This is a genomic window from Caballeronia sp. SEWSISQ10-4 2 (genome assembly GCF_030464885.1).
In the GTDB taxonomy this organism is placed as follows: Bacteria; Pseudomonadota; Gammaproteobacteria; order Burkholderiales; family Burkholderiaceae; genus Caballeronia.
In genome coordinates this window covers 172,846-179,422 of the sequence record NZ_JALPRJ010000007.1, presented here as the reverse complement: position 1 = coordinate 179,422, position 6,577 = coordinate 172,846, and the positions used below count along the sequence as shown (strand labels likewise).

General features: G+C 61.0%; 6 protein-coding genes. 2 read left to right on the top strand and 4 right to left on the bottom strand.

The window, feature by feature from the left end; genetic code table 11:
• Positions 1-128 precede the first annotated feature (128 nt).
• From M0D69_RS07155 to M0D69_RS07145, 3 genes are all read right to left on the bottom strand, one after another.
• Positions 129-644, bottom strand: a complete 516-nt coding sequence (locus tag M0D69_RS07155) for a hypothetical protein (protein WP_301781353.1) — start codon at positions 642-644, stop codon at positions 129-131.
• A 188-nt stretch (positions 645-832) separates the two neighbouring features.
• Positions 833-1,105, bottom strand: a complete 273-nt coding sequence (locus tag M0D69_RS07150) for an Hpt domain-containing protein (protein WP_301781352.1) — start codon at positions 1,103-1,105, stop codon at positions 833-835.
• Positions 1,102-4,494: a transporter substrate-binding domain-containing protein gene (locus M0D69_RS07145; protein ID WP_301781351.1), complete on the bottom strand. Its 3,393-nt coding sequence runs from the start codon at positions 4,492-4,494 to the stop codon at positions 1,102-1,104. The genes M0D69_RS07150 and M0D69_RS07145 overlap by 4 nt, the downstream gene beginning before the upstream one ends.
• A 390-nt stretch (positions 4,495-4,884) precedes the next feature.
• Between M0D69_RS07145 and M0D69_RS07140 the strand changes: the two genes are divergently transcribed.
• Together M0D69_RS07140 and M0D69_RS07135 are read left to right on the top strand one after the other, a co-directional pair.
• Positions 4,885-5,205, top strand: coding sequence for a DUF4148 domain-containing protein (locus tag M0D69_RS07140; RefSeq protein WP_301781350.1), 321 nt, complete (start codon positions 4,885-4,887; stop codon positions 5,203-5,205).
• A 549-nt stretch (positions 5,206-5,754) separates the two neighbouring features.
• A complete protein-coding gene (locus M0D69_RS07135) occupies positions 5,755-6,192 on the top strand; it encodes a PRC-barrel domain-containing protein (protein ID WP_301781349.1) in 438 nt (145 codons plus the stop codon).
• 59 nt (positions 6,193-6,251) lie between these two features.
• Here the strand turns inward: M0D69_RS07135 and M0D69_RS07130 are convergent, their stop codons facing one another.
• Positions 6,252-6,554: a putative quinol monooxygenase gene (locus M0D69_RS07130; protein ID WP_301781348.1), complete on the bottom strand. Its 303-nt coding sequence runs from the start codon at positions 6,552-6,554 to the stop codon at positions 6,252-6,254.
• Between the last annotated feature and the right edge of the window lie 23 nt (positions 6,555-6,577).

Below are 6,577 nucleotides of genomic sequence, written 5' to 3'. Positions count from 1 at the left end.
GCCGCCACGCACAGTGGCTAATAGTGATAAAAAATACAGCTAACTCACGCAGACCGCTAAGGCCGAAAGCACCACCCCGGCACCACCCCCGACCACCGCCCCCCGATCAAGTACGAACGAACCCCACCTCATGATCCATTACATGTAGGACTGGAAAGATTCCGAAACCGATTCGGCCAATCCCCCGCCATCGCCGCCTGCGCCGCGGCCAACGGCATATCGCCGGTACACACGCAGCGCTTCAGAAACACCGCCAGCCGCTCCTTGCGGCGCTGCCCCGCACGCCCATCCCAGCGGCGAATGTCCAGATTCGCCGCAGCCGTCGGAGAACCCCCGAGCAGGATCGGCATCCGGTGATCCAGCGCGTAATCCGAAGCGTCTCCCGGGCTCACACGGCGCTGCTTCAGCAGTTGCTCCTTTTGGCGCTGCAGGGTCTCGAAGGGCGGCAGGACATCGTCGGCATAACCAGGCCGGCAAATCGTGTCCACAATAGTCGACTGAGTCACACGCGGGTCAAGCAGCTCGGTTTTTTGTGCGTCAACCGGCGCACTGCCCGCCGCAAGCGCAAACAGCAACCACGCGGCGGCAACACGCCGGTGAAAGCGGCGGCGGTGACTGTGATACGGAAGAAGCCTTCTATTCATTCGGCGATCGGGCCGCGCCAGAAACACAACGGCCAAGTGTCGGAGCGAGAGGAGGGGCTAATTAAAACACATGCAGCTCCAGAGAACCGAATCGGACATTAATCACTGGCATTAATCATAAAGCCCGGATGGCCGGTCTGGATCGATATCGACTACACATCGTTCGATCCGAAGCGCGCATGACGCACTCAGGTCGAGCGCTGCTCCAGCGCTGTATCGAGTGCGGTCGCTTCGTCGTGGAAATGAGCGTAGGCGGTGCGGATCGCCGAGGCGTCGTAGCCTTGTCCGGGCAACATCGTGCACGCGTGTTGCAGGCTCAGGCAGGCATCGGAGAAAGAGGTTGCGCCAATCACGAACGCCGCCCCCTTCATGCGATGCACAAGCGCAAGCAAACGACGGAAATCCCCCGTTGCAAACGCCTGTCGCGCTTCATCGAGGTCTTGCCGGTTTGCCGATTTCAACGCGTCGACCAGCGCAGCCGCCTGATCGCCGAAGCCGTTGATCTGGTCCGCGTTGAAGCATGGGGCTGCGGGTGACGCAGGGTTGATTTCACAGCGGCGCAGTTGAACTCGTCCAGCTCGGCGACCGGGCAATCGACGGACTCCGGCGCAGTTACGCAGTAGTCGTAGTCCGAGCCGTTCAGATGCCCCGGATACAAGTCCGGCGCGCTGCGCGCAGGCAAAACGGCGCGGCGAGCGACAATATTCGAAGGGAAGTTGTGCGTGGGACCATAGGCATGGGTCTGTACGGAGCGCCTCTCGGCGCCGATCGCCGCGGTCGAAACGTGCATGAACGGAGCGTCCGACGCGCGCTCGAAGCGCGAGGCGCCGTTTACAGCGAGCGAGAGATCGCTTGCAGCGACGATCATCGGCGCTGTCGATACCCTCGTCGATACCTTCGTCGATACTTTCGACGCCCGCGCGTCCCGCACGGCAAGCATCAGCGCGTGCCGCAACATATCCAGCCCGAGCGGCTTGACCAGGCACAGCGTCATCCCCGCAACGATCGCTTCCGTGACCGCCTCGGGCTGCGCGTTCGCCGTCACGTCTACGAGGAGCGTCGGCTTCATATCGACATCCGCACGCGTCTGCGTCTGCATCTGCGTCAGTTCCCGCGCACGAACTGCACGGGCAAGGTTCTCTCCGCTCATTGTGGGCATCGAGCAATCGGTCAGGATCAGGTCGAACGGAGCGCCCTCTTGCCGCGCCCGATCCCAGCACGCGAACGCAGCCTCGCCGTCGTTCGCGGTTTCGATCACCCAGCGCAGCGTATTCAACTGGCTTGTAAGCAGAATGCAATTGGCCGGATGATCATCGACAACGAGTACATGCAAGCCCAGCAGGTCATCAGTATCGAGCTCGTGGACCGGCATGGGCGCAACCGCTTCGAGTGGCAGCCGGGCAACCGGCAAACGCACCCGCATGGTGAAGCGGCTACCCTGCCCGGGCTGGCTCGCCAACTCTATCGTGCCGCCCATCATCGTCATCAGGCGCCGGCAGATGCTCAGGCCGAGACTGGTGCCGCCGAAGCGGCCTGGCCGCTCCTGAGGCGCCTGCACGAACGGCGCGAACAACAAGGCCTGCTGATCCTCTGCAATGCCGATGCCGGTATCGGAGACTGCCAGCAGCAGCTCGCGACTTCGGGGACGTGCGTGAAAGTCCGGTTCCCGATGTCGATCCTCACCCGCGGCGCCATGCGCGTCACCCTCCTCCACCGCCCCGGCCACATACTCCAACGTTACTTGTCCCGTGTCCGTGAACTTGATCGCATTCGACAACAGATTGCCTAGCACCTGTCTTAACCGCAACGCGTCGGCCATCACCCATACGTGTTCATGTTCACGCCCACCAGCCGCGCGCACCGCAAGCGCGACGCCCTTGCCGCGTGCAGCCGGTTCGTAAATCGCCGCCACGCTTTTCACCCATGCGCCAAGTTCCAGCGGCGCGGGCGTCAACACGAGCCGCCCCGCTTCGATCTTAGCCATGTCGAGGATATCGTCGATCATGCCAAGCAGGTCGCGTGCTGCCTGATGCGCGGTGCCCAGCGCCCGCTCGGTCGATGCACGGTCGCCCGGACTGCGTAATTCGAGTTCGAGAAGCCCGAGCACGGCGTTCATCGGCGTACGGATTTCGTGGCTCATGGCGGCGAGAAATACCGACTCCGCGCGGTTCGCGGTTTCGGCTTCTTCCTTCGCTGCGCGCATCGCGTGTTCGGCCGCGCGCCGGCGTGCGATCTGCGCTTTTAACGACACCGCCCAGCCGATCATCAGCGCCAGCAGGGCCGCACCCAGCAATGCGCCAAAGATGACTTGCGGACGCCGCCGTTCCCACTGGCTTTCCGGGTGTTCGACCAACACCCAGCGGCGTCGGATGGCATCGAGTTCCGTCGGCTGTATATGTTCGATCGCGTGGTTCATGATCGCGAGCAGCATGGGCTGGTTGCGCGCGATGATAAAGCCGTGCTGCACCGGTTGATCCGAGAACGCGCCCGTGATGACGAGCTTGTTTCGATACGGATTGCCGACCGCATAGTTGGCGAAGGTCATGTCGATGATGGTGGCATCCGCTTCGCCGTTTACCACGGCATCGAACTGTCCATTGATCGGCGACGTCTCGACGATGTGCACCGAGGGCATGCGCTCACGCAACATGCTCATGAGCGCGTGATTGCGCCACAGCGCAACGCGTTTGCCCGCAAGCGCACGCGCATCGCGAAGGGGCTCGGCACCCGTCCGCGTCAGGATCACAAGCACGCCTTCGCCGTATGGTTTGCTCGGCGCGAAGTCCGGCGGGATCTGCCCCGCGCTGAGTCCATAGGCGATCATGGTCGAGTGACCGTCGCGAACGTCGTCAGTCACGCGTTCTATCGAACCACGCAGGCGGCCTTCGAAGCTAGGGCCCGTCAATGCGCCGATAGCGGCAGGCACATCGATTGCAAGACCAGCAGGCTTTCCACTTGAATCGCGGAACGTCATGGGCGCGGCGTCTGCATACATGGAGTAGTCGACCACCGGATGCGCCGCGATCCATGCTCGCTCCGCATCGCTTAGCGTGAGCGGCCGTATGAACGTCACCGCGGCGGCGGCGGCCCATCGCACACGCACTTCGCGCAGAAAACGCGGCGGCAACCCGGCGAGCGCTGCATCCACGCATTGCCGCTGAGTATCGCCAGTGGTGTCGGCGGCGAACGCAAAGCTGTAGCCGGCTTCATCGAATGGCGCAAAGCCCGAGATGGCGAGGTTCGCCAGGCCCAGATGATCGACCGTGTGACCCGCCGTGACCAGATCTCCGACAAACGCGTCCGCATCTCCCAGCGACACAGCCAGCAACGCGCTCAGCGTGTCGCGATAACCAACGGGACGCAGTGCCGGATAGGCATCGTGCAGCCGCTGCACTGACGTCTGTTGCTCGACATAAGCCACACGTCCTGTGCGCTGCCCCGCCACGCGCCGTTCGACGAAGACTTGTTTGGTCGCAACATAGGCACGGCTATAGCGCAGCGCGGGTCCGGCGTCGTTGCCGGTCGCACTGGTCGCCGCATCGATTTGATGGCGACGCAGGGCGTCGATCATGGCGGCACGATCAGCAAAGGTCCGCCATTCGAGCGGCCGTTGCAACGCGCCGGCAACACCTTGCGCAAAATCGACCGAGACGCCACGCACGACCATGCCGGATTCATCCGGATCCTTCATTTCCATGGGCGGCAACGCGCCCGGCACCGCGCCGACGATAAAAGGCTTGGGCGTGGATGCATTGACTGCAATGGAAAGCGCGAACAGGCAGCCGAACAATAGTGCCCGACGCAAAGCTCTGGCGCTTTGTATCGCGACGTGTGTCCTTAGCGAAGTCATTGGATGATTGCCTGGCGGACGACGCTAAGCACGCCTTTTTTGATGGAGCGCCAGTGTCGCAAATACGCGTGGCGACGCCAATTGAATAACTTGAAACGATCGATCCGCGTAAATGACACAGTCACTCGGACCACGCGCGAGAAGAACGATGCGCGCGATCATTTCAAGTTAATGACACCACCGGCGACTGACTAGAAAGTTAGCCCGACAGTTAGCCTCACCGACCCAGTGCATCGATTATTGCGGAACACACAATAGTATTTCGACTGATTCACGGCTAATGCAACAACCCTTACTTACCTACACTTCACTGCTGAGATTGTCCGGCATGACCTCATCCGGTCCCGGAGAAAACTCGACACGCATAAAAAACCCAGAGGAGATTCCATCATGTTCAAGTCACTGGTTCCCGCAATCGTGCTGGCTTCCGCATTGGGTGCGCCGGCCTTCGCTTACGCGCAGGACGAAGGCACGGTAAGCCGCCCGGCAGTCAAGGCCGATCTGATTCAGATGGAACAAGCCGGCTATAACGTCGAGGGCGATCACACAACCTACCCCGCGCAAGCCCAAGCCGCCGAGCAGCGTGTAGAAGCGACTCGGGGGATCGCCACGACGTCTTATGGCTCGCCGGCAAATGGCTCCTATGCGACGGGCGCGCGTGCTCCGGTAGCGCAACCGGACGGAGCGCGTCCGGTGTACTTTGGGCAGTAAGCTCTCGACATAAGCCGACGTCGCTTACATCGCGTCAAAAATTAACGCTTTAGTTAAATTCAGCCAAGAGATAAGGGTCGCCAGGCAGCGGCCCTTTTTGCATTCAACTGCGCAAGAGGCGCAAGCAGCAAACCACCACTTCACAAATTCATTGGCTTAGTGCGCACTTGGCCCGCACTCGGGACCTTGTCTGACAGAAAATGAAATCACCGCTACCATTCGGTAAGGTTTGGTTCCGCTATCGATCGGCTTGCCAGAACATGACACATCACTCAAGCGAGCCATCCGAACACGGTGGCATTCAACCTGACCGATCAAGCGCCGGGGTTCGTTTTCGGCGCACCCATGCTTTTTCGCTTTCCCCCGATATGTTTTGTGTCACTTGCATCAAGCCGTCCGTTTCGCGTAGTCGTGTAGCGCTCCACCCATGACCAGGTAGCCGATGGTTTTTCCAGCGGTCGATGCAAGCGTGTCTCAGGCTCTCTCAACTCGCAGTCACGCATGCGCGTTCCGTTTGTCTGTTTTATTCACTCGCGCAAGAGGACACATATGAAGACGAAACTCATCGCCATGCTGCTTGCAGCGGCGCTCGCTCAAGTCGCCCTTCCTTCGCAAGCACAAGTTGCCGGCGCCCAGCCGCTTGGCATCAGCGTGGAGGAATCCACGGCCATTCTGAGTGGCTGGAGTATCAAGAAGTCCATCCTGAACAAGCCGGTCGTCAATGAGAACGGCGCAAAAGTCGGCGTGATTCACGACATCATCGTGGCACCGGACAAGTCGGTGTCGTTTGCAATCGTCGCGGCCAGCCAGTTCGCCGGCGTCTCGCATCACGACGTCGCCATTCCGATCGAACAACTGGATATAGTCGACGGCAAGATCGTGCTGGCTGGTGCGACGAAAGCAGCAATCAAGGCCCTGCCGGAGTTCGAATACGCGAAGATGCCCGCCACGCCAAAACCCCGCGCGGATTTCCCCGAGCATCATTGAATCTGAGTTGAACCGGGCTGCGGCGTGATGTTCAACGCCGCAGCAAGTCGAATGCGAACTTAGCCCGGCAGCTTCGCCGCCAGTACATCGACCTTCACGATTTGCGGCGGCGAAGCGAACAGCTCGCCCGCCTTCGCCATCAGCGCCTCGGCAACCTTGCCGGAAAGATGCGCGTCGCGACCGGCTTGGTCGGGGAAGGCATCGAAGATTCCGAACGTGGTCGAGTTCAGTTGCAGCGCGAACCATGCAGTCGTGGCAGGCTCTTGTTCGACCAGCTCCAGGCCGCCTAATAGAAACGCCTCGACCTCTTTCTCCTTGCCGGCTTTTGCCTCCAGCCGGACCCACAATGCTGTCTTGACCATGTCATCCTCCGTGGAGTCGCGCA

What these genes read in the sequence shown, in the direction of transcription:
- M0D69_RS07155 (WP_301781353.1), bottom strand. Translation starts at nt 644, where the DNA reads ATGAATAGAAGGCTTCTTCCGTATCACAGTCACCGCCGCCGCTTTCAC.
- M0D69_RS07145 (WP_301781351.1), bottom strand. Translation starts at nt 4,494, where the DNA reads ATGACTTCGCTAAGGACACACGTCGCGATACAAAGCGCCAGAGCTTTG.
- M0D69_RS07140 (WP_301781350.1), top strand. Translation starts at nt 4,885, where the DNA reads ATGTTCAAGTCACTGGTTCCCGCAATCGTGCTGGCTTCCGCATTGGGT.
- M0D69_RS07135 (WP_301781349.1), top strand. Translation starts at nt 5,755, where the DNA reads ATGAAGACGAAACTCATCGCCATGCTGCTTGCAGCGGCGCTCGCTCAA.
- M0D69_RS07130 (WP_301781348.1), bottom strand. Translation starts at nt 6,554, where the DNA reads ATGGTCAAGACAGCATTGTGGGTCCGGCTGGAGGCAAAAGCCGGCAAG.